The organism is Pseudomonas migulae (assembly GCF_024169315.1).
Lineage (GTDB): Bacteria > Pseudomonadota > Gammaproteobacteria > Pseudomonadales > Pseudomonadaceae > Aquipseudomonas > Aquipseudomonas migulae_B.
In genome coordinates this window covers 2,109,983-2,134,621 of record NZ_JALJWR010000001.1, presented here as the reverse complement: position 1 = coordinate 2,134,621, position 24,639 = coordinate 2,109,983, and the positions used below count along the sequence as shown (strand labels likewise).

The 24,639-nt window shown below is 59.1% G+C and carries 24 protein-coding genes; 10 read left to right on the top strand and 14 right to left on the bottom strand.

All coding sequences use genetic code 11. The features are described 5' to 3' along the window. The first annotated feature begins 45 nt into the window (after positions 1-45). Positions 46-531, top strand: a complete 486-nt coding sequence (locus tag J2Y86_RS09745) for a glutathione peroxidase (RefSeq protein WP_047527203.1) — start codon at positions 46-48, stop codon at positions 529-531. Continuing rightward, entirely contained in the window at positions 528-989 is a 462-nt protein-coding gene (locus tag J2Y86_RS09740) for a MarR family winged helix-turn-helix transcriptional regulator (protein ID WP_253430296.1), read from the top strand. The genes J2Y86_RS09745 and J2Y86_RS09740 overlap by 4 nt, the downstream gene beginning before the upstream one ends. Here the strand turns inward: J2Y86_RS09740 and J2Y86_RS09735 are convergent. Then, positions 973-3,294, bottom strand: a complete 2,322-nt coding sequence (locus J2Y86_RS09735; RefSeq protein ID WP_253430293.1) for a hybrid sensor histidine kinase/response regulator — start codon at positions 3,292-3,294, stop codon at positions 973-975. The genes J2Y86_RS09740 and J2Y86_RS09735 overlap by 17 nt on opposite strands. Positions 3,295-3,462: 168 nt before the next feature. On the opposite strand from J2Y86_RS09735, the gene J2Y86_RS09730 reads away from it, so the two are divergent. Next, complete coding sequence (locus tag J2Y86_RS09730) at positions 3,463-4,353, top strand: ATP-binding protein (RefSeq protein WP_253430290.1); 891 nt, start codon at positions 3,463-3,465, stop codon at positions 4,351-4,353. Then, complete coding sequence (locus J2Y86_RS09725) at positions 4,350-4,832, top strand: GAF domain-containing protein (RefSeq protein WP_084321118.1); 483 nt, start codon at positions 4,350-4,352, stop codon at positions 4,830-4,832. Before J2Y86_RS09730 ends, J2Y86_RS09725 begins: the two co-directional genes overlap by 4 nt. Here J2Y86_RS09725 and J2Y86_RS09720 read toward each other — a convergent pair whose 3' ends face one another. From J2Y86_RS09720 to J2Y86_RS09680, 9 genes are all read right to left on the bottom strand, one after another. Beyond that, positions 4,833-7,775, bottom strand: coding sequence for an HD domain-containing phosphohydrolase (locus J2Y86_RS09720; RefSeq protein WP_253430287.1), 2,943 nt, complete (start codon positions 7,773-7,775; stop codon positions 4,833-4,835). A gap of 50 nt (positions 7,776-7,825) precedes the next feature. Then, a complete protein-coding gene (locus J2Y86_RS09715) occupies positions 7,826-11,131 on the bottom strand; it encodes a transporter substrate-binding domain-containing protein (RefSeq protein ID WP_253430284.1) in 3,306 nt (1,101 codons plus the stop codon). A gap of 8 nt (positions 11,132-11,139) precedes the next feature. After that, positions 11,140-11,766: a response regulator transcription factor gene (locus J2Y86_RS09710; RefSeq protein WP_253430281.1), complete on the bottom strand. Its 627-nt coding sequence runs from the start codon at positions 11,764-11,766 to the stop codon at positions 11,140-11,142. A gap of 243 nt (positions 11,767-12,009) precedes the next feature. After that, positions 12,010-12,414 carry a response regulator gene (locus tag J2Y86_RS09705; protein WP_253430278.1) on the bottom strand — a complete coding sequence of 135 codons (405 nt, stop codon included), beginning with the start codon at positions 12,412-12,414 and terminating at the stop codon, positions 12,010-12,012. Between the two features lie 172 nt (positions 12,415-12,586). After that, positions 12,587-13,915 carry a deoxyguanosinetriphosphate triphosphohydrolase gene (locus tag J2Y86_RS09700; RefSeq protein ID WP_253430275.1) on the bottom strand — a complete coding sequence of 443 codons (1,329 nt, stop codon included), beginning with the start codon at positions 13,913-13,915 and terminating at the stop codon, positions 12,587-12,589. Positions 13,916-13,983: 68 nt separating this feature from the next. Then, positions 13,984-15,147 carry an EAL domain-containing protein gene (locus J2Y86_RS09695; RefSeq protein ID WP_253430270.1) on the bottom strand — a complete coding sequence of 388 codons (1,164 nt, stop codon included), beginning with the start codon at positions 15,145-15,147 and terminating at the stop codon, positions 13,984-13,986. A 123-nt stretch (positions 15,148-15,270) separates the two neighbouring features. Then, a complete protein-coding gene (locus J2Y86_RS09690) occupies positions 15,271-15,612 on the bottom strand; it encodes a hypothetical protein (RefSeq protein WP_214377569.1) in 342 nt (113 codons plus the stop codon). Further along, on the bottom strand, positions 15,609-15,998 hold the full coding sequence (locus J2Y86_RS09685) for a phage holin family protein (RefSeq protein ID WP_214377568.1): 390 nt from the start codon (positions 15,996-15,998) through the stop codon (positions 15,609-15,611). Before J2Y86_RS09685 ends, J2Y86_RS09690 begins: the two co-directional genes overlap by 4 nt. Before the next feature lie 2 nt (positions 15,999-16,000). Further along, positions 16,001-16,315: a DUF883 family protein gene (locus J2Y86_RS09680; protein WP_150713107.1), complete on the bottom strand. Its 315-nt coding sequence runs from the start codon at positions 16,313-16,315 to the stop codon at positions 16,001-16,003. 305 nt (positions 16,316-16,620) lie between these two features. On the opposite strand from J2Y86_RS09680, the gene J2Y86_RS09675 reads away from it, so the two are divergent. Then, entirely contained in the window at positions 16,621-17,829 is a 1,209-nt protein-coding gene (locus tag J2Y86_RS09675) for an ammonium transporter (RefSeq protein WP_253430267.1), read from the top strand. A 1-nt stretch (position 17,830) separates the two neighbouring features. Here J2Y86_RS09675 and J2Y86_RS09670 read toward each other — a convergent pair whose 3' ends face one another. Further along, a complete protein-coding gene (locus J2Y86_RS09670; protein ID WP_253430264.1) occupies positions 17,831-19,543 on the bottom strand; it encodes a cation:proton antiporter in 1,713 nt (570 codons plus the stop codon). Between the two features lie 208 nt (positions 19,544-19,751). On the opposite strand from J2Y86_RS09670, the gene J2Y86_RS09665 reads away from it, so the two are divergent. The 3 genes from J2Y86_RS09665 (at position 19,752) to J2Y86_RS09655 (ending at position 21,435) form a co-directional block, all read left to right on the top strand. Further along, on the top strand, positions 19,752-19,988 hold the full coding sequence (locus tag J2Y86_RS09665; protein WP_253430259.1) for a glutaredoxin family protein: 237 nt from the start codon (positions 19,752-19,754) through the stop codon (positions 19,986-19,988). 164 nt (positions 19,989-20,152) lie between these two features. Then, positions 20,153-20,473, top strand: a complete 321-nt coding sequence (locus J2Y86_RS09660; RefSeq protein WP_253430256.1) for a transcriptional regulator — start codon at positions 20,153-20,155, stop codon at positions 20,471-20,473. A 71-nt stretch (positions 20,474-20,544) separates the two neighbouring features. Continuing rightward, complete coding sequence (locus J2Y86_RS09655) at positions 20,545-21,435, top strand: pseudouridine synthase (RefSeq protein WP_253430253.1); 891 nt, start codon at positions 20,545-20,547, stop codon at positions 21,433-21,435. Between the two features lie 69 nt (positions 21,436-21,504). Here the strand turns inward: J2Y86_RS09655 and J2Y86_RS09650 are convergent, their stop codons facing one another. Both J2Y86_RS09650 and mobA read right to left on the bottom strand, forming a co-directional pair. Beyond that, positions 21,505-21,726: a YgdI/YgdR family lipoprotein gene (locus J2Y86_RS09650; protein ID WP_017339994.1), complete on the bottom strand. Its 222-nt coding sequence runs from the start codon at positions 21,724-21,726 to the stop codon at positions 21,505-21,507. A 78-nt stretch (positions 21,727-21,804) separates the two neighbouring features. Continuing rightward, positions 21,805-22,407 (bottom strand): molybdenum cofactor guanylyltransferase MobA, encoded by a 603-nt coding sequence (gene mobA, locus J2Y86_RS09645; RefSeq protein WP_253430250.1) that lies wholly within the window; start codon positions 22,405-22,407, stop codon positions 21,805-21,807. Between the two features lie 81 nt (positions 22,408-22,488). On the opposite strand from mobA, the gene moaB reads away from it, so the two are divergent. Further along, positions 22,489-23,028 carry a molybdenum cofactor biosynthesis protein B gene (gene moaB / locus J2Y86_RS09640; protein WP_253430248.1) on the top strand — a complete coding sequence of 180 codons (540 nt, stop codon included), beginning with the start codon at positions 22,489-22,491 and terminating at the stop codon, positions 23,026-23,028. A gap of 22 nt (positions 23,029-23,050) precedes the next feature. Further along, positions 23,051-24,238, top strand: a complete 1,188-nt coding sequence (locus J2Y86_RS09635; RefSeq protein ID WP_253430245.1) for a molybdopterin molybdotransferase MoeA — start codon at positions 23,051-23,053, stop codon at positions 24,236-24,238. 66 nt (positions 24,239-24,304) lie between these two features. Here J2Y86_RS09635 and J2Y86_RS09630 read toward each other — a convergent pair whose 3' ends face one another. After that, positions 24,305-24,613 (bottom strand): hypothetical protein, encoded by a 309-nt coding sequence (locus tag J2Y86_RS09630; RefSeq protein WP_253430241.1) that lies wholly within the window; start codon positions 24,611-24,613, stop codon positions 24,305-24,307. Positions 24,614-24,639: the final 26 nt, after the last annotated feature.

Genomic DNA, 24,639 nt, shown 5'->3' with positions numbered 1-24,639 from the left:
TGCTCGCTATGTTTGTCTCATCTTCTTCCCCATAGAGCGCACATCATGAGCGACAACCTGCTGAGCATCCCGTGCACCACCATCAAGGGCGAGCAAAAGACCCTGGCTGATTTCGCCGGCAAAGCCGTGCTGGTGGTCAACACCGCGAGCAAATGTGGCTTTACTCCGCAATACAAAGGTCTCGAGGAACTGTGGCAGACCTACAAGGACCAGGGCCTGGTGGTGCTCGGTTTTCCCTGCAACCAGTTCGGCAAGCAGGAGCCGGGTAACGAGGGGGCGATTTCGGAGTTCTGCGAGCTGAACTACGGTGTCAGCTTTCCGTTGTTCAAAAAGATCGACGTCAATGGCGCCGGTGCTCATCCGCTGTTCGTGCAGTTGAAAAAACGTGCGCCGGGTGTGCTGGGGTCCCAGGGCATCAAGTGGAACTTCACCAAGTTCCTGATCGGCAAGGACGGCCAGCTGGTCAAACGCTTCGCTCCGGCAACCAAGCCGCAGGACCTGAGCCGCGAGATCGAAGCCCTGCTCAAATGAACACCTTGTCCGTCGATTCCCTGAAGCTCGACAGCCAGCTGTGCTTCAAGCTGTACGCCGCCTCGCGGGCGGTGATCCGTGCCTACAAGCCGATGCTTGATCAGCTCGGCCTGACCTATCCGCAATACCTGGCGATGCTGGTGTTGTGGGAATGGCAGGAGGCAGCGCCGGAGCAGCCTACGGTCAAAGCCCTGGGTGAGCGCCTGGCGCTGGACTCGGGGACGTTGACGCCGCTGCTCAAGCGACTTGAGCAACTGCAACTGGTTCAGCGCCAACGTTCGGCGCGGGACGAGCGCGAGGTGCACCTGAGCCTGTCGCCCACCGGCAAGGCGTTGCGTGATCAGGTCGGGCCGCTCAAGGCCCGCCTGCTCTGTGACAGCGGCGTCGATCTGGACCGGCTCAATGAGTTGCGCAATGGCCTCGATCACCTGTTGGGGCAGATCAGGTCACTGTCGTAGTCGGCATCCATAAATCCAGCAACGCGGCCAGTTCTTCCCTCCGGAAGGGCTTGGCCAGGTAATCGCTCATGCCCGCCGCACGGCAGCGTTCGCGTTCTTCGGACATGGCGTTGGCGGTCAGGGCGACGATCGGCAACTGCGGCCAGCGCCCGCTGCGACGGATTTGCCGACTGGCTTCGTAGCCGTCCATCACCGGCATGTTGCAGTCCATCAGTACCAGATCGAACTCACTGTGTTCCAGTTGATCCAGCGCTTCACCGCCGTGAGCCGCGACAATCACCTCGCAGCCGAGTTTTCCGAGCATGCCCTTGGCCACCAACTGATTCACCGGGTTGTCCTCCACCAGCAGTACCCGACCGCGTCGCTGAGGGGAGAGGGCTTCCAGGCGTGCATCGTTGAGGATGTTGATTTCCGGCTGCAGGATTCGCCGCAGTGTCTGATACAGCGCATTACGCGCCAGCGGACGTGCCTGTTGTTGCAGAGGCGCCAGGGCGCTGGCCTGTTCGCTGGGCATGAAACTGCCATAAGCGGTCACCAGCAAAATGGGCGCGGTGCAGTTGGGGCGCAGGCCAAACAGGCATTCCGGGCAATCGGTGATCACCATGTCGGGTTTCAGACCGATCATTGAGTCATCGATCGAACGTTGCTGGTAATCGAGGCCCCAACCCGGCAACAGGCTTTTCAACAGCTCTGCCAGGCCGCTGCTGGCAGCGGTAATCGCGATGACCTTGCCGCGCAGCGTTGCCGGTGGCAGGGCGCGGGTGTGGCAGGGCAGTGGCAGATCGGCGCAGAACTGGCTGCCAAAACCCGCTTCCGAGCTAATAGTGAGGCGCCCCTCCATGGCTTCGCAGAGGTTGTAGGTCAGCGCCAGCCCCAGCCCGGTGCCGCCGAATTGTCGGGTAATGCCCGCGCCGGCCTGGGTAAAAGGCTGGAAAATCTTGACCTGGGCGTCCTGGGCGATACCGATGCCGGTGTCGCAGACTTCGATTCTGACGCCTTCTTCGAACGTCGACAGGCGCACATCGACCCGACCGAATCGGGTGAACTTGAGCGCATTGGACAAGAGGTTGCTGACGATCTGCCGCACGCGGGTCGGGTCGCCGAGCACCAGTGCCGGAAATGCCGGATCGATCAGGCACGTCAGCTCGACGCTTGGCGCCGCGTTCTGCGACAGCAGGTTGGCGGTGTCCTCGATCAGGGAGCCGAGGTCGAACGGTATGTGTTCGAGTTCGAGCTGGCCGGCGTCGAATTTCGACAGGTCAAGAATATCGTTGAGCAACTCCACCAGCACTTTGCCCGAGTCATGGGCGATAGACAGCTGTTGCTGTTGCTCGGCATTGAGCGGGCCGTCGAGGGACAGCGCGATCATCCCCAGCAATCCATTGAGGGGCGTGCGGATTTCATGGCTCATGTTGGCGAGGAACACCGAGCGCGCCTCGGCCATGTCCAGGGCCGTACTGCGCGCGACTTCCAGTTCCTGATTGGACTGGCTGAGCCGGGTGTTGATCGCCTTGAGCTCTGCGGTGCGCGCCGACACGATGTTTTCCAGTTGCCCGAGGTAGTCGGTCAGGCGGTTTTCGGCGTTGCGTCGCTGCTGGATTTCGGTGGCGATGTTTTCAAACTGCTGGTTTGCAACTTTGACGAGCACACCGATCTCATCGTTTTCATGGCCCGCCGGGTATTCCAGCCAGGTGGGTTCGACGCTGCGCGGATCGCGGCTGCTGAGTTCGCGAATAACCCGCACCAGGGGTTTGGTCAGCATTACGTAGAACAACGCGAGAAGGATGCCGGTCAGGAGCAGGCTGCGGGCGAACCCGTTGAGCAGGGTGATTTCGGCCCGGCGCAGGAACCGGTTGCCGAATGAGTAGGTATCGACGTCCAGACGCAGCGTGCCGAGGGATTCACTCGGCAAGTGATCCAGATACAGACGGTCTTCGAACGCGCGGTCGGCCCCGAACAGGAAGTCGCTGATCACCCGATAGCCGCTCTGGACGCCGGGGCGCTTGACGCTGGCCAGCACGTTGCCGTTGTTGTCGGTCAGTTGCGCACCGATGATTGCCGGCGAGCGCAGCAGGCCCAGGGTCAGTTCCTGGGCGAGTTCAGCGTCGATGTTGTAGGCAATGCGCGAGGCGGGGTTATGGCTGATTTCCAGTAAAGACAGTATTTCCCGGTTGATGGAGGCGTCTTCACTGGCATAATCGATGCCTATTTGCAGCAGGCTGAGCAGCGTGCCCAGAATGAAACCGACCAGCACGGTAAGCCGGGCTTGCTTGTAGGACAGCCGGTTGGTGAATTTGATATCCATGGGGTGTCGAACCACTTCCGTTTCCCTTCGCTGCTCAAGCATAGTCGATCATGCATGGATACCGATGTTCTCGCGAGCCCTTGTGCAACAAGGGATGATCCGGGCACCGAACGCCGTGTTTCGTTGCTGTAGCGCCATCATTACTGTGAACGTGCCCGAGGAGAAGACGTGGATTCCCGATTGAATGCTTTTCTTGAACGCGCCGATGCCGTTTTGGCCCGTATCGAACCGTTGCTGCCTGCACCTCGGCAATCCATCGACTGGACGCAATGCCTGGCTGCGCGCTGGCAGCGTGAGGGCCGCAGCGGGTTTCTGTTGCCGCTGCACGTCAGCCTCGACATGCGCTTGTCCGACCTGATCGGTGTCGACCGGCAACTGGAGCAGCTGGGGCGCAATACTCAACAGTTCATCGACGGCATGCCGGCCAACCACGCATTGCTCTGGGGCTCGCGTGGCACCGGTAAATCGTCGCTGGTGCGCGCTTTACTGGCCGAACACGCCAAGGCAGGCTTGCGGCTGATCGAAATCGAACGCGACCACCTGGCGGACCTGCCGAGGGTCGTCGAGCAGATTGCCAAGCTGCCCCAGCGCTTCGTGCTGTTCTGCGATGACCTGTCGTTCGAATCGGGCGAAGGTGATTATCGCGTGCTCAAGAGCGTGCTGGACGGTTCCCTCGAGCAGGCACCGGATAACGTTTTGTTGTACGCCACTTCCAACCGCCGCCATCTGGTGCCGGAAAAGGAAAGCGACAACGAAAACTGGAAACGGGTCGACGGCGAACTGCATCCCAGCGAGGCCGTGGAAGACAAGATTGCACTGTCGGACCGTTTCGGCTTGTGGCTGTCGTTCTATCCGTTTACCCAGGAACACTTCCTGAACGTGGTCGAGCACTGGATCGGTCAACTGGCCGACAAGGCCGGCCTGAAATGGCAGCGTGACGAAGAACTGGACATCCTCGCAGTGCGCTGGGCCACCGGCCGGGGCAATCGCAACGGACGTTGCGCCTATCAATTTGCCCGCTATTGGGTCGGGCTCAAGCTGTTGGAGCACAAGGCATGATCGATTTACAACAAAGCGGCCGGGGCCTCGAAGGCTACGGCATGCTTCACGCGCAGCTGGAATCCTTGCTGGCGGACGAGCGGGACTTCATCGCCAATGCCGCGCAGTTTTCCGCGTTTCTGTACAACCAGCTCGATGACCTGAACTGGGCCGGTTTCTACCTCAATCGTAATGAAGAACTGGTGCTCGGCCCGTTTCAGGGGCAGATCGCCTGCGTGCGCATCCCGTTTGGTCGCGGCGTGTGCGGCACGGCGGCGGCGACATTGCAGACGCAACTGGTTGAAGACGTGCACGCTTTTCCGGGACATATCGCCTGCGACAGCGCCTCGAACAGCGAACTGGTCGTGCCGCTGGTCAAGGACGGTCGCCTGATCGGCGTGCTGGACCTCGACAGCCCGAAGCTCGCGCGGTTTACCGCTGACGATCAGGCCGGCATTGAAAAACTGGCGGCGATTTTCCTGCGCCTGACCGATTGCTGATCATGCCTTGAGGCCTGCCTTGGCCAGCAGGCCTGACGGATCCACCGCGTCGATCTGCTGTGGATCAAGGAATCGATCGGCGTACTGCCGGTAAATCTCGGCGTTGATGAACAGCCCGAACAATTCGGGGTCGATGTGGGCATCACGGCACATGGTGGCCATGATGCCCAGCGCTTCGCTCAGGGATTTGGCTTTCTTGTAAGGGCGATCCGCGGCGGTCAGCGCTTCGAAAATGTCGGCAATCGCCATCATCCGCGCCGGCAGGCTCATTTCTTCGCGCTTCAACTGTTTGGGATAACCGGTGCCGTCCATTTTTTCGTGGTGGCCGCCGGCGATTTCCGCGACATTGCTGAGGTGCCCGGGGAAGGGCAGGCGGCTGAGCATCAGGATCGTCTGCACCATGTGGTGATTGATGATGTAACGCTCCTCGCGAGTCAGTGTGCCTCGGGTGATGCTCAGGTTGTAGAGCTCGCCCCGGTTGTACTTGTAGCGCGGTACGTCGAGTTTGAAACCCCAGGGATTGTCTTCCGGAATCAGTTCGCCCTCGGCGCGTTCGAACAGGTGCTCGGGTTTGTCCGCCAGCAACGGCTCGCTGACCGGCAGGGTCGGCGCCGGTGTTCGCGCCTGGCGCCGGTTCTCTTCCCAGGAAACACCCAACCGGTCATCCAGGGTTCGGGTCCAGGTCCGTTGTGCCAGGCTGCGCAGGCGTTGCAGATCGGCATCGGCCATCGCCTCGCCGCCCAGATTGCAACGGGCAATAAACGCGAAATCATCGTCGAGCCCCGCCAGCGTGGCATCGCGCCGTTCCGCCAGGTGCTGCTCGTCACCGCCCAGGGCGATGGCCTGCCAGTAGCTGATCCAGGCATCGCGCTTGAGCACTTCGAAACGGGTGCGGATTTCGTGAATGCGGTCGTTCAGGGTTTCCAGCTTCGTGGCTTTATCCACGACGTATTCCGGCGTCGTGACCTTGCCGCAGTCGTGCAGCCACGCCGCGATGTGCAGCGCCTCCCACTCGTCTTCAGTGGGTTGATAACCGCTGAAGGCCGGGTCCTGGCTGGCCGCGGCAGCCTGGGCGATCATCAGGGTCAGCGCCGGCACGCGCTGGCAGTGACCGCCGGTGTAGGGGCTCTTGGCATCGATCGCGCCGGCCAGCAATTGAATGAAGGCGTCCAGCAACTGTTTCTGTTTGGCTTGCAGGCGTTGACTTTCGATGCTCACGGCGGCCGCACCGGACACGGCCTGAAGGAACGCAATGCGGTCTGGCCGAAGCTTCTCGAGATCGCTCTGGTTGCCGCTGTCCTCCAGCAACAGGATCAGCAGGCCTACGGTCTCGTTATGCCGATTGTGCAGGCGGATACCGATCAGATGGACCCGCGGACACGCCATCGCCAGCAACACTTTCTGCAAATCCCCCGCCTGTTCGAAACCGAGGCTGATGACCACATTGTCGGCATTCGACAACTGCCCCAGCCAAGCAGGGCTTTGTGGGCCGCCGGGCTCGTGGCCGCGAATGTCGAACGCTGGCAATGCCTGTGAACTGTCGTTGATGACCAGGCCGTGGGGCACCATGCGATCGCCATCATTCTCCCGCAGGTAGATCAGACCGGCCTGGGCCTGGCCGATTTTCACGGTTTCGAACAATACCCGTTCCAGCAAGGGCGCAAACCGTGTCTCGGCGCTCAGGCTGTCGGTGATCTGGAAAAAACTCGCCAGGGTATCTTTCATGCGGCTCATCGACACACTCAGTTGGTCGACTTCGAGCACCGGCGAGCGGCGGGAGGGCGGGAAATGGAAATTGAAACTGCGAATGGCGTCGGCTTCCTGCACCAGTGCGCGCAGGGGTTTGACCAGAATTCTCGAGGTCAACCAGCCCAGCGGCAGGCACAACAGCAACGTGGCCAACGTAATCAACGCACCTTGCCAGCGCATGCGGTAGGCATCGGCGAGCAATTCGTCTTCCGGCACCAGCAACGCCAGTTGCAGCCCCTGGGGACCTCCTTCCTGCATGTGACTGCGGGCAACGATCCATTCGCGGCCGGCGGCCTTCAGCCGATTACCTGTTGGCGGATTGTTCAGCAACGCGCCGAGGCCGGGGCTCAGATCGGCGGCTTTGCTCAGGCGGGCGGTCTGGTCATCGACGATCAACTTGCGGCTGTCGGGATAAGCGATGGCATTGCCTTCGGCATCGAACAGCACGATTTCGGTACTGGGGGTGACGACATGTTTGGCCAGGGTCGCGGACAGTTCGGCCAGCGTCAGGTCGGCGCCGAGGATTGCGTGAGCGCCGCTGCGGCGGGCCAGGGTGGTGCCGACGTTGCGGGTGGAGAAAAAGAGGTAGGGTTCGGTGATGATCTGATCGCTGTCGCGGCGGGCGTTGGAAAACCAGTTACGTGTCCGCGGATCGTAAGTGTCGTCGGGATTGTCCTGCCGACTGACAAGATTCAGGTCCTGATCGAAAAACAGTGACTGTGAATGTAGCGGGCCGCCGTTTCGCTCGATGCTCCACACTTGATAGGCCGCGTTGCCCGGGGCGTTGAGCAGGGTTTTCAGGGCGGCGGTTCGCAACGGGCGAACCATGAAGAAATCACCATTGTCGTAGCCCAGGTACAGTGAGGCCAGGTCAGGGTTGTCCTTGAGCGACTGGCTGAAGGGGCCGAGCAGCGCCAGGCGTTGTTCCAGGTCGGTAGCCTGCGCCGCCGGGTTGTATACCAGCAGGCTCAACAGATGATGAATGGGCTCATAGGTGGCGTGCAGGTCCAGCCGGACGTCCTGCTCGATGCGCTCGAAGAGTTTTTCACTGCTGGAAAGAATGATCTGCGTGGTATGCCGATAGTTGAAAATGCCCAGCACCACACCGGTCAGCAGCAACAGCAGGGTAAACATCACACTGATGTGCACGTGCAGGGGAAACCGCCGTTGATCCGGGCGCAGTGGGTTGGGCATTGCGGCGTCTCTCCATGATGGTTAACACACTGCTCAGCGACCAAGCATAGTTAAGGCTCCATCATTCTGCTTTCGTCGTTTTGACCAATTTGTTGCTGCAATGCCTGCTCCAGTTCGAGCATTGCGCGTTCCACGGCCTCCCTGCATTCGGCGACTTTGTCATGATGAAAAACTTCATGGCAGGCCTGTTCGAGGACTTCGCAGCTATCGATCAAGCGAGTGGCCTGGACAATCCGGGCTGCGCCCTTGATTTTATGGGCCATATCGAGAAACAACTGCGGGTCGTTTGTCCGGGACAACGCCTGCATGGCTTGTCTGTCCAGACGGTTGCTGGTGAGCAGTTCGGTCAACAGTCGCAGGTCCATTGCCGGGTTGCCCCCCGTCAACAAGTGCAGACCTTTCAGGCTGAAGGCGGGAGCGCGGTCGGTCGGTACGATGCCTGCAACCCATTGATTCAAGGCTGTCAGTGTCAGCGGCTTGAACAGGCAGTCGTCCATCCCGGCCTGCTTGCAGCGCTGTCGTTCTTCCGGTTGTGCGTTGGCGGTAAAACCCAGAACGGTGCAGGGGGGACGATGGGATTGCTGTTCATGGTCGCGGATAGCGCGAGCGAGTTCGTAACCGTTCATGACTGGCATGTTGCAGTCGACGATGACCAGATCGAACAGCCCTGCTTTCCACGCTTCGAAGCCTGATTCGCCGTCCTCGGCAACGCTGAATCGATGCCCCAGAAACTCCAGTTGCTGACACATCAGCAAGCGATTGGCCGGGTGGTCGTCGACCACCAGAATGTTCAAGGGCGCAGTGGAGGCGTGGATTGGCGTTTCGATGGTTTGCGGTACCTGCTCGGCTGGCAAGGCGTGCAGCAGCAGCGAAACCTGGACCTGCGTACCGACGCCCGGCTGGCTGCCCAGTTGCAGGCTGCCGCCCATCATTTCGCACAGACTTCGGCTGATCACCAGACCCAGACCGGCGCCGCCTCTGCCTGACTGCCCGGTGTCATTGGCCTGCGCGAAGGGTTCGAACAGTCGTCGTTGATCCTGTTCGCTGATCCCGATGCCGCTGTCCTCAACCTGCAACAGCATCCGGACTTGCTCGGGTTCAGCCGTCGCAAGCAATTCAACGCTGATCCGGACCTGGCCCCGTTCCGTGAATTTGATGGCGTTGCTTACAAGGTTCGACAGCACCTGTTTGAAGCGCATCGGGTCCAGCACGACATCGATCGCCGGATTGGCCGGGTGGAGTTCCAGCAGCAATTCAAGGTTTTTCTGACGGGCCAGGCCCTCGAAGATCCGCACGACCGACCCCACGATTTCATTCGGATTCACCCGCTCCGGGCTCAGGCTCAGACGCCCGGATTCGATCCGTGCAATGTCGAGAATGTCGCCGATCAGCTCCAGCAGGTCCTTGGCCGAGTTGTAGGCCACGTCAATGGCCGGACGGTCTGGATGGGTGCTCTCGATGCGCTTCAGCGTCAGTTCGAGCATGCCGATGACCGCATTCATCGGTGTGCGGATCTCATGGCTCATGGTCGCCAGAAACGTGCTTTTGGCGCGGTTGGCTTCATCGGCGCGCTCCTTTGCACAACGCAGCTCTTCGAACAGTTGGCGCCGCTCGGTCAATTGATCGTTCAACGCGCGCTCGGCCGCCTGACGCTGTTTGATCTGTCGGCGCATGTAGGCATTCCAGGCCGCGGAAAGCAGCAGCAGCACACCGGCCCCGATCACGATCTGATAGAACAATCGCTGGTAATTGCGCCAGGTGCTTTGCGAGGACGCTGAGTAGCCACGCCAGCGGCTGTTGATGATGCCGAGCTCTTCCGGTGCGATGCTCAGAAGTGCCTTGTCGAGAATGGCATTCAGCTCTTTGGCATCTCGCCCGGTCGCCAGGGAAAATGCAGCCTGCCGGGTGCCGATGGTGGTCCGGATCTTGAGTGTGTGCTCGAACAGCCGCGAGGAAATGAAGTAGTTGGCGATGACCAGTGAATTCACGGCACCTTCTGCCTTGCCTTCGGCGAGCAACTCCACCGCGCTGAACGTGTCCGGTGTCTCAATCAGCCTGATCCGTGGGTACTCGCGGCGCAGGTAGTCCACCAGTGGGTTGCCCTGGGCAATGGTCAGGCGTTTGCCCTCCAGTTGCTCGAGGTTTGCCGGGCTGTCGGCGGCTTTGCGGGTCAGAAGGACGAAGGAGTTTTGCAGATAGGGGCGGGTGAAGTTCAGCGCTGTATCACGTTCGGCGGTGGGGAGCAGGGCGGCGATCACGTCGGCTTTATTGCCCTTGATCTGTTCGATCATCTCGTCATCGCTTCGGCTGCGCCGGATGTCGAAACGCAGGCCGGTACGCAGTCTGATCAGTTCGAGCAGGTCTGCGGTGACGCCGCGAAAATTGCCATTGCTGTCGAAAAACGACAGCGGCGCAAGCGCCTCATTGACCACCACGCGCACCACCGGATGTTGCGCCAGCCACTGTTCTTCGGCGGCGGTGAGTTGTAGCTTCTGGTCGGTGAGAAGAATGTCGCTGCCGGCACTCCAGCGCTCGGCGATGTTCTGCCGTTCGCCGGCGGGGATAGCCATGAGCATGGCATTGATGATCCCGAGCAATTCCGGGTTTTGCCTGTGCACGGCAAAGCTGAAACCGTGGGCTTCGTGCTTGCCGAAGTTGGCCATGCGGATGTTGTTCAGATAACCCTTGTTGATCATGTAATGGGTCGAGATGGTGTCGCCCAGGAAGACATCGGCCTGTTCGAAGGCCACCGCATTGATCGCATTCTGGTAGGACGGATAGGACGTGATGATCGCTTTGGGGTACAGCGCCCTGACTTCCTCCAGTGGCAAGTAGTGATACACCATGCTCAGCCGCAAGCCGGCAAGGCCATCGGTCAGGGATCGGGTTTCTCCTTCCCGCGTCACCAGAACCGGCTGGTCCACGGCGTAGGGCGTGGAAAGCACGATATCGGCATTGTGAGCCTCAAACCCATTGGCGGTGCCGAGCAGATCGACCTCGCCTTTTTCAAGTGCCTTGATGGCAGCCCCGCGGGACGCAAAGCGCTGGACCTTGACCGGCAAACCGAGAGCCTTGCCGAAGATGCTCGCGTAATTGGCAGTGAAACCTTCGTAGTCCTTGCCGCTGACGGTCATGTCGAAAGGAGGATAGTCCGGGGCCGACGTGCCCAGGATCAGTTCGCGCTTGCTCGATATCCATTGTTGTTGCGATGAATCCAGTTGGACATCCAGATGCCGGATGGTCGCGCGACTGAGCAGGGTGAAGTGTTCGCTGGCGATCTGCGAAGCAGGCACTGAAGTGCTCAGGCATAAACCTGCAACCACGAGAATCAGATAATCCTTTATGCGACGGGGCATCCTGTGTCTCACACTAATGCGTTGCGTTTTGCCATTTCGATGAGTTCAACCAGGGATTTGGCTTTGAGTTTCTGCATAAGTCGTTTTTTATAGGTGCTGACCGTCTTGTTGCTTAGAAACATGCCTTTGGCAATTTCCTTGTTGGTCCGGCCTTGTGCAAAAAGTTGCAATACCATCAGTTCCCTGTCGTTAACCGATTTGAACAGTTCCAGTTCGGCGTAACGCACGTCATCACCACGGACAGGATTCAAGGCCTGACTGGGGAAGTAGTTGTATCCGGACAGTACAGCTTTTATCGCGCTGACCAACTCACTCAGGTCTTCCTGTTTGCAGACATATCCTGAGGCGCCGGATTGCATGCAACGAATACCGAACAGTGTCGGGCACTGCGCAGTCAATACCAGTGTTTTCAGCGGTGTACTCATTGCGTTGAAACGTGCGAGAACTTCAAGGCCATCCAGTTTTGGAATGCTGATATCGAGAATGACCAGGTCAGGCATGCATTCACGCACCATCTGCATGGCATCGACCCCATTATCGGATTCGCCGACAACTTTGTAACCTTCGTGCTCCAGTAACATTCGGACGGCAAGGCGGATGACAGGGTGATCGTCGACAATAAAAACGGAGTTCATAATCAAATCCCATACGAGCTCAAATAAAGCGCGCACCTTAGCTCAGATAGTTGACGGGACGCATGAACTGACTGACCTCAAGCAGCAATATAGGAATAGTCCTACAAATGAAAAGGAATGAGCCTACGAATCAACTAGGTTTTGCATAAGGACGGCCGAGTTGTTGGTGAGTCATTCGGCCTTTCAAAGTTTTATTTCAGAAGTTTCAAGTATTGGTTGGGTGAGGTGTATCGAAATATCTTTTTATAACTTGATTGAGTTCAATAGTTTTCTGAATTCGAATTGTTTCAATGGTTTTATCAAATAACCAAGTAGGGGGAGTCCGTGGGCGCTCGCCGTTTTTTCAAGTCCCTCAAGTTCTGTACAGGTCAGACTGCTTAATAATATTGCCTGTCTGATCATTCCTCGATGGCTGGCGAATTTGACCAGGTCCAGCCCGGAAAGATCGGGTAAACATTGATCGCACAATAGAATGTCGAATGGTTGCACCGCCGCCAGCATTTGCTGCATGGCATCTTGGGCGCTGTCGGAGGTCGTCAGTTGAGTGAAGCCGTAACTTTCAAGCAGGTACTGAGTCGCCCTTAGTTGAAAAGGATGATCTTCCACCAGCAGGATGCGCAAATCGTCTTCGAACCTGGGATTACTCACGCTTTAACTCTCATACAGAGGGGCCTGTCATTATTTCGTGAGCATGGCGAGTAAATCGATCAGTTTGCTCTGCGTGAGGTGTAGGGGGATTCGGCGAATGCTGAACGCACTTTGGCTTTCAGCGGCTGATCAGCCACGGCCGATGGCGTAATGGCTGATCAGCCGGGTTTCGTCAGCGGCTCGAACGGCCCGTCATTTCCAGCGCCATTTCGCTGGCATAGCTGTCGGTCATGCCGGCGATGAAATCAATCATGCGCAGGAACGACGTGTGTAAAGGACCATGAGGGTCGGGCGCGTTGTTGCCCAACAGATCGAGAATGCGACGGCTCTTGAAGGATGGCGTCCGACCGTTGTGCTGTTCCAGTGCCGCGCCGCAGAACGCGTTGAGCAGGATTTCCAGCGTGGTATAGGCGCCGATCTCGTGCAGGGTCTTGCGCTTGTCCTGGAAGATTTTCTTGCGCGCCATGTCTTTGGCATTCAGTACGCAGCGTTTGGCGGGACCGTGCATGTGTTCCACCAGATCACCCGGCAGTGTGCCGGCCAGCAGCGCATCCTGTTGCTCGACAAAGGCGCGGGCTGCGGCGTTGGTCAGGTGCTCGATGGCTTTGCCCCGCAGGATGGCCAATTTGCGCCGACGCGAATCCCGCGGGCCGAGCTGACGATAGGTTTCCGGCAGATCGTCGCCCACCAGGTCCAGCAACAGGGACTCGACTTCGGCGTACTCCAGCAACTCCATTTCCAGGCCATCTTCGAGATCGATCAGCGCGTAGCAGATGTCATCGGCGGCCTCCATCAGATACACCAACGGATGGCGTGCCCAACGTTGTTCCTCAAGTTGCGGCAGGCCGAGTTTATGAGCGATCTGCTCCAGCAGCGGGAGTTCGCTCTGGTAACAACCGAACTTGTGTTTCTTGTAACCCAGTGAGTCGGCGTGCTTGGCTGTCCATGGGTATTTCAGATAAGTCCCCAGCGTGGCGTAGGTCAGCCGGGTACCGCCATCGAACTGGTGATATTCCAGCTGGGTGAGCACCCGGAAGCCTTGGGCATTGCCTTCGAAATTGAGGAAGTCATCACGTTCGACTTCGCTCATTGCATCCAGCCATCCGCGGCCGGCGGCTTGCTGGAACCAGTGACGGATCGCGTCCTCACCGGAGTGACCGAAGGGTGGATTGCCAATGTCGTGGGCCAGGCAAGCCGATTGCACCACCATGCCCAGGTCGCTGGGTTCGCACCAGTCGGGCAGGGCGCTGCGAATGGTTTCGCCGACGCGCATACCCAGCGAACGGCCGACGCAACTGACTTCCAGTGAGTGGGTCAGGCGCGTGTGGATGTGATCGTTGCTCGTGACGGGATGGACTTGGGTCTTGCGCCCGAGTCGGCGAAACGCGCCCGAGAAAATGATGCGGTCGTGGTCTTTGTGAAAAGGGCTGCGGCCGAGTTCTTCCGGGCTGTGCAGAGGCTTTCCGAGGCGTTCGCGGGTAAGCAGGGTTTGCCAATCCAAGGCTGATTCTCTCCGTCAGGTGACTGAGCGCCTAGCTTCCCGTTTCACACCGATGCCTGCAAGCGGAACTACAGCCCTGCGGCGTCGATATCGATGAGCAGCAGTCGCTCGCCATTGTTGAAAAACTGCCCGGCCGTGAGGCAGTACTGGTTGCTGGTGGCGTCACGGTAAGTGTTGGAAAGCGTCAGCCGGCGCTCATCCCAACCTTCGGCCAGCAAATGATAGAAGTACGGACGCCATGACCAGTTGTGTCCCAGGTAGCGATCGTCGGTTTCCCAGCGGTTGTTGCGCCACTCCAGGTTCGGCGTCAGCTGCGTGCCGTGGCGGTCGCATTGATAGAAGCGCAGCAGCCAGGGAAAGGCGTCCAGCTGTGGCAAGGCACTGAGCGGCGCGCGCGCCTGGGCCCACGTTTGCAGAATCGCCATCAGCTCGGTGAGTTGTTGGCGCATGCTCATCAATCGGCCGCGCTCAGCCAGTTTCTGTTGGACATAGCGCTCACGCAGTTCGGCGAAGCGTTCGACAAAAGCGTCGGTGGCAAAGAAGTCCACCTGGGCGCGGGCGAACAGAAAACCTTGCACGTAGCGCGAGCCACACTCCAGGGCAAAATTCAGCTGCGCTTCGGTTTCCACGCCTTCGGCAATGATCCAGCAACCGGTTTTTTCCGCCATTTGCGCGAGGGCCTTGACCACGTCACTGCTGGGCCCGCCCAACGCAGCTGCCTGGAACAACCGCATATCCAGCTTGAGGATGTCCGGTTGCAGAGCGAGCACGCGATCGAGTTGTGAGTAACCCGCACCGAAATCATCAATGGCGATTCGCGCACCGGCTTGCCGGTATCGCGCAACCACGTCGGCGAGGCGCTGGATGTCGCCGCCGAGCTCGGTGATTTCAAAAACGATTCGCTGTGGGTCGACGCCATGCCGGTTCAATTGCTTGAGGCTTGGCAGCGCCTGGTCCGGACGCAAGCGACTGATCCAGCGCGGCGACATGTTCAGGCTGAGGAACCAGTCGGAGGGCGCTTCGTGCAAACGGCTCAGGGCATTGTCACGGATCTGGCGATCCAGTCGACGGAGGGCGATGGCCGGGGTTCGCGGGTCGGCAAACAGCGGTCCCACGGAAGCCAGTTGACCGTCGGCCTGACGCAGTCGACCCAATGCCTCGACACCGGCGATACGGCCGGTGGCGGTATCGATGAACGGTTGAAAGCAGGCAAGCGGTTGCCCGTCGATCACGAGGCCTCCTTAGTAGGTCTTGTTTTTGGATGAAACCTGATGACCGGGTAGGCACGCAGGTCTGAACCTCTCGATAAAGAGGTTCATCCCGGTGATGTTGCAAGAATGCAGCCAGATAGTGGCTTAGTGCTTGGGCGCAGAGCCTTGCATGACCAACTTGATCAACGGTCCCAGCGTGGTGCCCAGGCGTACCAGGCGAGTCAGGCTGCTTACGCCGCCGCTCCTGGTGCCCTTGCCGGTCAAAAAGCCCAGCAGGGTCACGGCGGCCACGCCCCATAGCGGGGCATGTTTGATGCCGAAACCGTCTTGCAGGTTTTGCGTCATCCCGCGCACCCGTTGCAAGGGTTGCAGCAGTTGCGCGGATTCGTGGCGAATTTCCTGGCGATGCATTTCCATGCGCAGGCGAATCAGCGCCTTGCGCATTTCCGTGCGCGAGCTGTTGTGAGGCAGTTCAGGCAGGTTCATGGCAGCAGACGCTCCCGGTCATTGGCCAATTCTTCCAAAGTGCCATGGAAGGGCGAGGATTCATCGAAGATTGCCGCCCTCAGACGCATGCCGCAGAAGATGCAGGCAAGGGTGTAGAACACGCAGAGCCCGATGATGGCGGGCAGTCGATAGGTGTCCCAGAACAGGATCAGCACCAGCGTCGACAACCCCACCAGCAACAGCAAGGCAAACACCAGTGCCAGGCCTGCAAACAGCAACAGGCTGACGGTGCGGGCTTTTTGTTCCTGCAACTCGATGCCGAACAGTTCGACATGGCTGTGCAGCAATCCAAGGAATGCGGCACCCAGGCGCCGCGGTGAGGAGCTTGGGCCCGTCGCGGACGAGCCGGATTCGCCGATCGCCATAATCAGCGCCGGGTTGCCAGCAGACCAATCAGGAAACCCACACCGGCCGCGATCCCGACCGATTGCCATGGGTTGGCCTGTACATAGTCTTCGGTGGCGGTAACGGCGGCTTGACCACGTTCGCGCAGGGAGTCTTCGGTCAATTTCAAGGTTTCGCGTGCACGCAGCAGACTGTCGTGGATTTGCTCACGCAACTCATCAGCCTGATCGCCAGCCAGTGTTGCGGTGTGTTCCAGCAACCGTTCAGTGTCGCTGACCAGTGTCTGAAAATCGTTCATCAGGATTTCTTGAGCAGTCTTTGCCTTGATGCTGGCCATTGGTGATCTCCGTAAGTGGCTTCTGTTGCGTTCGAGTATGAGCCTTGCGTGAAGGTTCAGTGCAAATCACTGGTACAACTTTTGCTACGTCGTGGTGCGCCGGCCCGCGTGATTGCGCTGTTGCCGGGCATAAATCGAGCAAAACCTTATCTCAAATAATGAAAACCCGCGCAAAGGTTCCGGCCTTGTGCGCCAAAGCGGCACATCAGGATCAATGTGAAGATCCTGGAAGGTTGCAACTTGGTGCATGAATTGTCTGCGCGAACTGCTTTGGTGCTTTTTTAGCCTTCAGGTCTGCCAACCCCATGGAAAATCTGCAAAGCGCTGTGGACAGTCTGGTTCATAGCTCCAACACGTTGTTCATCTTGATTGGCGCTGTCATGGTTTTGGCCATGCATGCCGGTTTTGCCTTTCTCGAAGTCGGTACGGTTCGACAGAAGAACCAGGTCAACGCCTTGTCGAAGATCCTCAGCGATTTCGCCATTTCGACCTTGGCCTACTTCTTTATAGGCTATTGGATTTCCTACGGCGTGACCTTCCTGCAACCGGCAGCGGTGATCAATGCCGATCATGGTTATGGCCTGGTGAAGTTCTTCTTTCTGCTGACGTTCGCGGCAGCGATACCCGCGATCATTTCCGGCGGTATCGCCGAGCGCGCCCGATTCGTGCCGCAGTTGTGTGCCACGGCGCTGATCGTGGCGTTCATCTATCCGTTTTTCGAGGGCATGATCTGGAACGGTAATTTCGGCCTGCAAGCCTGGTTGCTGGCGCGCTTTGGCGCCAGTTTCCATGATTTCGCCGGCTCGGTGGTGGTTCACGCCATGGGCGGCTGGCTGGCTTTGGCGGCGGTGTTGTTGCTCGGGCCAAGACAAGGTCGCTATCGCGACGGAAAGCTGGTGGCATTTGCACCCTCGAGCATCCCGTTTCTGGCGTTGGGGTCGTGGATCCTGATCGTTGGCTGGTTCGGTTTCAACGTGATGAGCGCGCAAACCTTGCAAGGGGTCAGCGGGCTGGTGGCGGTGAACTCGTTGATGGCCATGGTCGGTGGCACCGTGGCGGCGCTGATTGTCGGGCGCAATGATCCGGGCTTTCTGCATAACGGCCCGCTGGCCGGGCTGGTGGCGATTTGCGCCGGCTCCGATCTGATGCACCCGGTAGGCGCGCTGGCGACAGGCGCCATCGCCGGGGCGCTGTTCGTCTGGTGCTTTACCGCTTCCCAAGGCAAATGGCACATCGATGACGTCTTGGGTGTCTGGCCGTTGCATGGCTTGTGCGGTGTCTGGGGTGGAGTCGCTTGCGGGATCTTTGGACAGAGTGCATTGGGCGGACTGGGGGGCGTGAGCCTGATCAGCCAGTTGATCGGAACCGCGCTGGGCGTGGTCGTGGCGCTGGTCGGTGGCTTCGCGGTGTATGGCGTGATCAAGGCGCTTCACGGCCTGCGCCTGAGCCAGGAAGAAGAGTATTACGGCGCGGACCTGTCGGTGCACAAGATTGGCGCCGTGAGCCAGGATTGAATCAATTCTCTTCATCGTCGGCGCCGGGATAAAAGCCGTGCAGCAGGCGATAACGGTCACGTCGCACCTGGTCGACCCGGTCCTGCACCTGCTGGCCGGGCAAGCCCAGCATGATCAGCGCATGGGAGGCGAGCATCAGGCTGGACTCCAGCAATTCGGGTACGACCTCGCTGGCACCGGCCTCTTTCAACTCGGTCAGCTGACTGTCGTCCCGCGTGCGCACCAGGATCGGCACGCTCGGGTTGAACCGGCGTGCCTCCTTGAGTATCAGCAGGGCGATGTCTGTCTGATCCACCGCGATCACCAGCAATTTTGCGCGCTCCAGCCCGACGGCGATCAGCAACTCGCCACGACGGGAGTCGCCATAATGCACGCAGGTTTCACCCACGGCGGCTTCCTGGACGCGCACCGGATCGTTGTCCAATGCGATATAGGATTGCTGCGCGCGCCGCAGAAAGCGGCCGATGGACTGACCGACGCGACCGTAGCCGCAAATCACGACATGACCGTGCAAGTCGGCATTGAGTGCACTGATTTCCTCGAGTTTGGCTTCTTCGTTGGGCTTGCGGTGCAGACGTGTTGCGATGCGGGGCGCCGCGCGCAGCAACAGTGGCGTTAGCAGCATCGAGCAGAAGGTCGCGGCCAGCAACAGCCCGCCGAGGTCGGCGGGCATCATCTTGTTCTGTTGCATCTGGGCCATCAACGCGAAGCAGAACTCGCCGCCCTGGGCCAGTGCCAGACCGCTGCGCCAGGCGGTTTCAACATCGCTTCCGCGCCATTTGACCAGCAGCGCGACCACGCACCCCTTGATCAGCAGCAACCCCAGGGTCAGACCAGCGATCAGCAAGCCGTGGCTGAGGAACAACTGCAAATCGATGAGCATGCCAATGCTGACGAAGAACACCCCGAGCAGAATGTCGCGGAACGGCCGGATGTCGGCCTCGATCTGATGGCGGTAGTGGCTTTCCCCCAGCAACATGCCGGCGAGAAAGGCGCCCAGGGCGGGGGAGAGTCCGAGCAGGTGAGTGAGCCAGGCCGTCAGCAAAACAATCACCAGCGCCAACAATACAAACAGTTCCGCAGAGCGGGCGGCCGCCACCTCATGGAACAGCCGTGGCAGCAACCAGCGACTGGCCATCAGCAGGCCGACGAAGAGCACAACGGTCTTGCCAAGCGTCACGGGTAACGCCCAGTACCAGGCCTGATCGCTGTTGCCCGCGAACACCGGCACCAGGGTCAGCAGCAACACTGCCACGATGTCCTGGAACAGCAGTACGGCGATGGCGTTCTGGCCGTGGCTGCTGAAAATCTCGCCGAGACTGCCCAGTTCCTTGCTGACAATGGCCGTGGAAGACAGCGACAGACCGGCTCCGAGCAACAGCGCAGGCGTTGCCGACATGCCGAACAGCATCAGCAAGCTCCCCAGCAATATCGTGGTAAGCAGCACTTGTTGGCTGCCAAGCCTGAACACCACTTTGCGCAACGCGATCATTTTCGACAGGGAAAATTCCAGCCCGAGGGAGAACAGCAGGAACACCACCCCGAGCTCGGCGAGGTCGGGCAAGTCTTCGCTTTCGTTGATCCAGTTGAACGCCGTCGGGCCGATCATCAACCCCACGCACAGGTAACCCAGCACCGGTGGCAGGCGCAGGCGCTGGAACAGTGCAATCACCACCAGGGAGGAGGCGAGAATGATCAGCAGATTGGCGAACACGAAAACTCCGATGACAAGTGCTGGCTACTCCAGCGTAGAGGCAAAAAAAGACGCGAGGGTCGCCTGATTGAAATTCAGTCGGACTGATTTGAGTCAGGAGTTTGCCGAAATCCTTTGAATTTCACCTTTTTCGGTCGCGTGGGCAGTGGCTCGACTGCTTCTGATCGCGGGCCTAGAATGTATGCCTACTCTACCGGGTCCTGTGCTCATGCCTCCTGAATGTCAGCTTTTCGGCACCCTTGGGTGCCATCTTTGTGAAGTGGCCGAAGCCATGCTGACGGAATTTGTCGAGCACGGTCTGCTGGTCGAACTGGTGGATATCGCTGAGGACGAATCATGGTTCGAAGCCTACAGTTTGCGCATTCCGGTACTGCGACGTCGCGATAACGGCGCCGAACTTGCCTGGCCCTTTGATTCCGAGCAGGTCGTGGCATTCCTGCGCTGAGCTGGACACCTTTTCCGAGCCCCATCCGTCGCGGTCTTCGTTTCGGTCATTGGCGAAATTCAGGTTATTGGGTTACTGTATGTTCATACAGTTGCTCGGATTGCCTGTCATGTTTGCCCATTTGGGAATTGAGCAGGTGATCCCGGAAGTCAGAGGGAAGATCCTTGGTCAATGTCGAACAATTGAAGAACAGCGTGAACCGGATGTCGGTGGACGTGGTGCGTGAAGCCGTCCTCGAATTGCGTCTGGATGGCCTGGTCACTGAAGGGAAAACCCCGTTCAACAAGCTGCATTTCAATACCTGTTTTGCCGAAATCGAGGCACTCTTCCAGCGTGCGGGTTATCACCGGCAGCTGGATGTCGTGGGCTATCAGGGGTTGTTGTACGCACTTTATGATCCGGGGCGCTGGGAAGCGGTCGATGTGTTGCGCTGGCTCAAGGAGTTCACCGAAGCGGCGGCGCGCTCGCAGTCAATTCCGGCCTGAGGATTCTCTTCTAGGTTCGTTCCGGCCACTGCTGGATAATGCCGCCCTGTATTGAGAGTCAGAGCGTTCGTATGTCCACTTCATCTTTTTCTGCTGCACACAACCAGGCCAGTACACTCTACTTGCCGCCTGGGCCGTGGCAGACCGTACTCGATTGCCTGTGTGAACACTTCAGTGCTATCGGTCGCGAACAATGGCTGGACAGAATTGCTCGAGGTCGTGTGCTTGACGGAAATGGCGCACCGATCGCCCTCGATCTTGCCTACAAGGAAGGTCTGCGGATTCACTATTTTCGGGAAGTACCGGACGAAAAGCCGATCCCTGTGATCGAGTCGATCCTGTATGCCGACGAGCACCTGGTGGTGGCAGACAAACCGCATTTTCTGCCAGTGACGCCAGCAGGCGAATACGTCGAGCAGACGCTGCTACGCAGGTTGATCCGTCGACTCGATAACCCGCATCTCGTGCCTTTGCATCGCATTGACCGGCATACGGCGGGGCTGGTGCTGTTTTCAGCCAACCCTCAGAGCCGTTCCGCCTACCAGTCGTTGTTTCCTACTCGGAAGATCGAAAAACGCTACGAAGCCATTGCCAGGGCATTGCCTGACCGGGCCTTTCCGTTGGTCCACAAGAGTCGGCTCATCAATGGCGAGCCTTTCTTCCGCATGCAGGAAGGACCGGGCGTCAGCAATACCGAGACGGCTGTCGAAGTCAGGGAAAAGAAGGGTGATCTCTGGCGCTACGGGCTTTACCCGGTGACGGGCAAGAAGCATCAGCTGCGGGTACACATGACGGCCCTCGGTGCCAGCATCTGTAATGACCCGTTCTATCCGCACGTGCTCAAGGACGTCGAAGACGACTATGCCAACCCGTTGAAGCTTCTGGCACAGGGGCTTCGGTTTGTGGACCCGGTTACCGGTGAACAAAGGGACTTTGAAAGCTCCATCACCCTGCAATGGTGATCGCCGTTTCCCAGCCATGAAAAAGCCCGCTTGAAGCGGGCTTTTTCATATCGGGTATCGCCGAAAGGGTTACAACTCTTTAACGGTACGAACCTGATCCTTGTTCACGCGGGTTTGCTTGCCGTCCAGTTGCTCGAACTCGTAGAAACCTGCTTCGTCGTCATATTTTGGCGTGTCGACGGCCTGGATTTCGCGACCGTCATTCAAGGTGATCACAGTAGGCGATGCGCAACCGGCAAGGGTCGCGAGGCCCAAGGCGAGCATGAAAGTGGCGAGGGTCCGTTGTGTCATGGGTGTGTCTCCGAATAGGAATTCTTTTGGTAACTGAACGTGAGACGTATACAACGCGTGCAAGTTCCTTGGCTAGTGTCAATCTGACACGTTGTTATGAGCGCTCAGCAACTCCGGGGTATTAAGGTTGGCCAGGCGAGGATCGTTGGCACGGCATTGCAGGGCAATTGCGCCCAGTTGGCGCATGAGGCGGCCCGGGCTCCGTTCGCCTTCCTGCCAGGCTTTTTCGAACGCTTCGCTCAGTGCTACGGGGATGATGCAGAGCAAGGGTTCCCAGTGTTCACCATGACGCAGCATCAGGGGGGTGTCCGGGTGCTGGCTGGCGGCTTCGCGCATGCTGTGGAGCAACGCGGCGTCGATACGGGGCACATCGCACGGCAAAACCATCAGAGACTCATGCCGAGCGGCCTTCAGGCCTGCACGAATACCGGCCAAGGGCCCTGGAAAGTCACCTTCATCGTCATGGACCAGCTGGTCAGCGTAGGGCGCGTACTTTTCCAGGTTCCTGTTGCAGGAGATGATCAGGTCGTCACTCAGCGGGCGGGTTTTGCGATGAAGATGCGCAATAAGCGGCTCACCGTGCCACTCGATCAATCCTTTGTCCTGGCCGCCCATGCGTTGGCCGCGACCACCTGCGAGGAGCAGAATGGAGCAGGATGGCAACTGTGTATTCAGGGTCATGGCAGGTCTCCATGGGGGCGGCAAAAAAAGGGGGCGCTGTGATATAACACCGGGCTGTTTCTCCTACAACTGGACGAGCCTATGAAAGCCAAGGCTGATGTACCTTTCGCGCCGCTCAACATCGCGGTGCTGACGGTCAGCGACACCCGCACCCTGGAAACCGACACGTCAGGCCAGGTCTTTGTTGATCGCTTGAGCGCGGCCGGCCATAACCTGGCTTCCCGGGTTCTGCTAAAAGATGACCTCTACAAAATTCGCGCGCAAGTTGCCAACTGGATTGCCGACGATGTCGTGCAGGTCGTGTTGATCACCGGCGGCACTGGCTTCACGGGACGCGACAGCACTCCCGAGGCGGTGAGCTGCCTGCTGGACAAGCAGGTCGACGGCTTTGGTGAATTGTTCCGCCAGATATCGGTGGCGGATATTGGCACCTCCACTGTTCAATCCCGTGCCCTGGCCGGCCTCGCCAATGGGACGCTGGTGTGCTGCTTGCCGGGTTCGACCAACGCCGTGCGCACCGGCTGGGATGGCATTCTTGCCGAGCAACTGGACTCCCGGCACCGCCCGTGCAATTTCGTTACTCATCTGAAACAGGCGGCACCCTGTGAATCCCGCGGGTAAGCCTGGCAAGGCAGGCAGCCTGATGCCCGTCGAGGTGGCACTGGCGCGTTTGCTGGAAATGGCGGAAGCCACGCCGATTGCCGAGCGTGAACGCTTGCCGTTGGCGCAGGTTCAAGGCCGGGTGTTAGCCGCTGACCTGGTTTCGACACTTGATCTGCCGCCGTGGCCCAACAGTGCGATGGACGGATACGCCTTGCGCATGGCCGACTGGACGGGAGAGCCATTGCCCGTCAGCCAGAAGATTTTTGCAGGTAACGCTCCGCAGCCTTTGACGCCCGGGACCTGTGCGCGAATCTTCACTGGTGCGCCTGTTCCCGCGGGTGCCGACTGCGTCGAGATGCAGGAAAACACCGAGGTCCTGGTGGATGAACGAGTGCGTTTCACCGAGGCCCTCACGTCAGGACAAAACATTCGTCCACAAGGCCAGGAAACCACCGTCGGTGAGTTGATCCTGGCGGCGGGCACACGCCTTGGCCCGATCGAGCAGGGGCTCGCTGCATCACTGGGATGTGCCGAGCTGGAGGTGATTCGCAAGGTTCGCGTTGCGGTGCTCTCCACCGGCGATGAACTGGTTGAGCCGGGTCAGGCGCTGGGGCCGGGCCAGATCTACAACAGCAACCGGGTGTTGCTCTGCAGCTGGTTGCAGCGTTTGGGCTGTGAGGTGATCGACGCCGGTATTCTTCCGGATAACCTTGAGACGACCCGAGCTCGCCTCGGCGAGTTGAAGGATGTCGACTTGATACTGTCGACCGGTGGCGTATCGGTAGGTGAGGCCGATTTTCTGGGGATTGCCTTGCGGGAAGAGGGCGAACTCACGTTGTGGAAGCTCGCGATCAAACCGGGCAAGCCGCTGACATTCGGGCATTTTCGTGGAGTTCCGGTGATAGGGCTACCCGGTAACCCGGCGTCGACCCTGGTGACCTTTGCCTTGCTGGCAAGGCCCTATCTCTTGCGTCGTCAGGGTGTAACAGATGTTGAACCCTTGAAGGTGCAGGTACCGGCAGGATTTGTCTGGCCCAAGGCGGGCAATCGACGCGAGTACTTGCGAGGACGTCTGGAGAACGGCCGGGCAATCATTTACAAGAATCAGAGTTCGGGCGTGCTGCGTAGTGCTGCGTGGGCCGATGGACTGGTGGAGGTGCGGGAAGATCGCACGCTGGCGGAAGGTGACAGCGTAGGCTTCATCCCGCTGAGCGAAGTCCTGGGCTGATCCCTGCCGCACACGTGTCACACAAACCCGGTTCATTGAGCCGGGTTTTGCGTTTATGGCGTCTTCCTATCGGGCGAGAAGTGCCACCAACTGGTCGAAACGGCTGTTCGCGATCCACCCCAGAAGCCCGAGAACCACGGCTGTTCCGCCGGCTGAGTAGGCGAGTCTGTGTTTGATGGACTTCACGTCACTCCGGACTTCTTCCATGTCTCTACGGATGTATTTGAGGTAAGTTTCCAGTTCAGCGACTCGAGGTTCCATTTCAACTTCTCCAGTGGGTTTTGCGCATTTATTGAGTTCGGCTTGATAGCTCGCCCGTCTTTCTGCCAGCGGTGTGACCGGAGTAACCGGCAACCTGATGTCATGGCTTTGCATTTGATACGTCCCTGTAGTTCCTGCTG

Coding starts and splice junctions, on each gene's coding strand:
- J2Y86_RS09665 (WP_253430259.1), top strand. CDS start 19,752: ATGCCTCCTGAATGTCAGCTTTTCGGCACCCTTGGGTGCCATCTTTGT.
- J2Y86_RS09680 (WP_150713107.1), bottom strand. CDS start 16,315: ATGGCCAGCATCAAGGCAAAGACTGCTCAAGAAATCCTGATGAACGAT.
- J2Y86_RS09740 (WP_253430296.1), top strand. CDS start 528: ATGAACACCTTGTCCGTCGATTCCCTGAAGCTCGACAGCCAGCTGTGC.
- mobA (WP_253430250.1), bottom strand. CDS start 22,407: ATGACCCTGAATACACAGTTGCCATCCTGCTCCATTCTGCTCCTCGCA.
- J2Y86_RS09650 (WP_017339994.1), bottom strand. CDS start 21,726: ATGACACAACGGACCCTCGCCACTTTCATGCTCGCCTTGGGCCTCGCG.
- J2Y86_RS09675 (WP_253430267.1), top strand. CDS start 16,621: ATGGAAAATCTGCAAAGCGCTGTGGACAGTCTGGTTCATAGCTCCAAC.
- J2Y86_RS09630 (WP_253430241.1), bottom strand. CDS start 24,613: ATGCAAAGCCATGACATCAGGTTGCCGGTTACTCCGGTCACACCGCTG.
- J2Y86_RS09735 (WP_253430293.1), bottom strand. CDS start 3,294: ATGGATATCAAATTCACCAACCGGCTGTCCTACAAGCAAGCCCGGCTT.
- J2Y86_RS09720 (WP_253430287.1), bottom strand. CDS start 7,775: ATGCCCAACCCACTGCGCCCGGATCAACGGCGGTTTCCCCTGCACGTG.
- J2Y86_RS09635 (WP_253430245.1), top strand. CDS start 23,051: ATGCCCGTCGAGGTGGCACTGGCGCGTTTGCTGGAAATGGCGGAAGCC.
- moaB (WP_253430248.1), top strand. CDS start 22,489: ATGAAAGCCAAGGCTGATGTACCTTTCGCGCCGCTCAACATCGCGGTG.
- J2Y86_RS09715 (WP_253430284.1), bottom strand. CDS start 11,131: ATGCCCCGTCGCATAAAGGATTATCTGATTCTCGTGGTTGCAGGTTTA.
- J2Y86_RS09725 (WP_084321118.1), top strand. CDS start 4,350: ATGATCGATTTACAACAAAGCGGCCGGGGCCTCGAAGGCTACGGCATG.
- J2Y86_RS09710 (WP_253430281.1), bottom strand. CDS start 11,766: ATGAACTCCGTTTTTATTGTCGACGATCACCCTGTCATCCGCCTTGCC.
- J2Y86_RS09685 (WP_214377568.1), bottom strand. CDS start 15,998: ATGGCGATCGGCGAATCCGGCTCGTCCGCGACGGGCCCAAGCTCCTCA.
- J2Y86_RS09745 (WP_047527203.1), top strand. CDS start 46: ATGAGCGACAACCTGCTGAGCATCCCGTGCACCACCATCAAGGGCGAG.
- J2Y86_RS09655 (WP_253430253.1), top strand. CDS start 20,545: ATGTCCACTTCATCTTTTTCTGCTGCACACAACCAGGCCAGTACACTC.
- J2Y86_RS09690 (WP_214377569.1), bottom strand. CDS start 15,612: ATGAACCTGCCTGAACTGCCTCACAACAGCTCGCGCACGGAAATGCGC.